1 protein-coding gene is annotated in these 2,861 nt (G+C 60.3%); it reads right to left on the reverse strand.

What is annotated here, in order from left to right:
* Positions 1-2,861: condensation domain-containing protein (locus M0974_RS26155; protein WP_297843934.1), on the reverse strand; the 2,861-nt coding region annotated here is incomplete at both ends.

Here is a 2,861-nt window from a genome sequence, read left to right on the forward strand (position 1 = left end):
GCCACTCGATGGTCAGCGCATCGAAGTGTTGGTGTTGGTAGCCGAACTCCAGAAGAATCTGTTCGCCGACCAATACGCTCAAGGTCAGCGGGTAGTTGGTGTTTTCCTCGACCCGGACGTTGCTGAAGGTCAGGTCTTGGCCAAGGCTTTTTTCTTGAAGCTGCTCGGCTATCGGGTAGTTTTCGAACACCAGCAGGGTGTCAAACAACGCCTCGCCCGCATGCCCGGCCCAGCGCTGAATGTCGCCCAGTGGCGTGTATTCATGGTCACGCAGCGTTAGGTTTTGCGCCTGCACCGCTTGCAGCCATTGGCTGGCGGTGAGTTCCGGAGCCGGCTGGCCAATGACCGGCAAGGTGTTGATGAACAGGCCCAGTTGCTGCTCGACGCCGGGCAAATCCGCTGGCCGCCCGGACACGGTGATGCCCATGGCGACTGCGGTTTGCCCGGTACAGCGTTGCAGCAGTAACAGCCACGCCGATTGCACCAAGGTGTTGAGGGTGATTTTTTCGCCCTTGGCCAACGCTTGCAGACGTGACGTTGTGTGGGCGTTGACCCGCAGTTGGTGCTCACCGACCACCTCTGCGAATTCATCGTCTTTGCCATGCAGCCTGCTCAACGCAGTCGCCAAGCGAGTCGGTTCTTGCAGCGGTAAAATCTGCTCGCGCCAGAACCCTTCAGCAGCCTGCGCATCCTGGCGTTGCAGCCACGCCATGTACACGCCGAAGCCGGCAGTGACTGTCGGCACCTGCCCCGCATAACGCTGCAGTACTTCGCCGAACAACTGCGAGGTGCTCCAGCCATCCAGCAAAATGTGATGGCTGGTAAAGATCAAATGTTGCCGCTCGGCAGCGGTACGGACCACGGTCAGACGCAACAGCGGTGCGGCGCTCAGGTCGAAACCACACGATTGGTCGTGTTCGGCAAAGCGGTCCAGCTCGGCGTTCAGATCGGCACGCTCACGCCAATCAAGGACCTGCATCGGCAGTGTCAACTGGCGGTGGATCGCTTGCAGCGGTTGCGCCAATCCTTCCCAAACAAAGCTGGCGCGCAGGATGTCATGGGCATCCAATGTCGCCTGCCAGGCGCTGCGGAAGCACTCGACATCCAGACCGTCGATGTCCACCCGTAGTTGGTTGACGTAGGCCGCAGCCTCCGGCGCGTATTGCGCATGGAACAGCAAACCCTGTTGCAACGGTGCCAAAGGGAACAGGTTTTCCAGCGAACCGGCCACCAGTGGCAGCGCATCCAACGCTGCTTGATCCAGACCGGCCAGCGGCACATCCGACGGGGTCAGCGCACCGCCTTCTGCGGCCAGGCAATGCGCGACCACTGCCTGCAATTCGCTGGCAAAATCATCGGCCAGTCCTTGCACGGTGCTGTGTTGATACACCTCGCGGCTGAACGTCCAGTCCAGCGCTAACTCGCCGCCGTACACTTGACCGTTAAGGCTCAACCAATTGCCCAGTGCAGATTCGGGACTCAGGCTGGCGCCACGCGCCTCCTGAGCCGGGGTAAACAACCCGCCGTCTTCGAAGCTGGCGTCGAATTGACCCAGGTAGTTGAAGGTGATCCGTGGTTGCGGCAATGCGGCGAGTTTCGCTTGAGTGTCAGCGTCGCCCAAGTAGCGCAATACGCCATAGCCAAGGCCTTTATTCGGCACCGCACGCAGTTGCTCTTTGATTGCTTTGATCGAATCCCCGGTCTGCGGTGCCGGGCTCAACCGCAGCGGGTAAGCGCTAGTGAACCAACCGACAGTGCGCGACAGGTCGACACTGGCGAACAGTTCTTCACGGCCGTGGCCTTCAAGTTGGATTAATGCGCTGTCTTTCCCGGTCCAGCGACACAGTACCCGGGCCAAGGCCGTGAGCAACAGGTCATTGACCTGGGTGCGGTACGCCGCCGGCGCTTCTTGCAACAGTTGACGGGTGGTGACAGCGTCCAACCGGGTGACGATGCGCTGACTCAAGGCCTGGGTGCGTCCACCGGCCGGGTTGTCACGGGGCAGCTCAGTCGACAACGCTTGGCTTTGCGAGCACCAGAAATCGATCTCGGCGAGCAACGCTGGCTGCTGTGCGTAGTGCTGCAGTTGTTCAGTCCAGTCGCGCAGGGCACTCGTTTTGCCGGGCAAGCGAACGGCCTGCCGTTGGGACAATTGACGGTAGGCCTGTTGCAAGTCTTCCAACAGAATCCGCCAAGACACGCCATCCACCACTAAGTGATGGATCACCAGCAGTAAACGCTGGCTGCGGTCAGCCATCTCCACTAACAACACGCGCAGCAACGGCCCGACCGCCAGATTCAGGCTGCGCTGGGCGGCTTCGCAATGAGCCAGCAATTGCTCGGCGTCGTTTGCTGAGCGCTGCCACAGCACGTCGGCAGGTTCTTGGCTGACCCCATAAATAGCGCTGTCGCTGCCATCAAACTGCAAGCGCAGGGCATCGTGGTGCTGGATCACTGCAGCCAATGCTTGTGCCAGCCATTGCGGATCAAGTGCGCTGTCAGCACGCAACAGTAATGATTGATTCCAGTGCTGCGGCTCGGGATTGTCTTCGGCGAAGAACCAACGCTGAATCGGCGTCAGGCGGCAACTACCGTGGGTCAGCCCTTGGTCGAACTTGACCGTTGTTTCACGTCGCGCTACGGCGGCCAAGGCTTGCAGATTTTGATGCTGGAACAGGTCTTTAGGGGTCAACGCCAGCCCGACAGCACGCGCGCGGCTGACCACTTGAATGGCGATGATCGAGTCACCGCCCAGTTCAAAGAAGTTATCGTGCAGACCGACCTGTTCGACCTTGAGCACCGCTTGCCATATCTCGGCCAGGGCCTTTTCCAACTCGGTACGCGGCGCCACGTAAGCGCGC

The organism is Pseudomonas sp., assembly GCF_026224925.1.
Taxonomy (GTDB): domain Bacteria; phylum Pseudomonadota; class Gammaproteobacteria; order Pseudomonadales; family Pseudomonadaceae; genus Aquipseudomonas.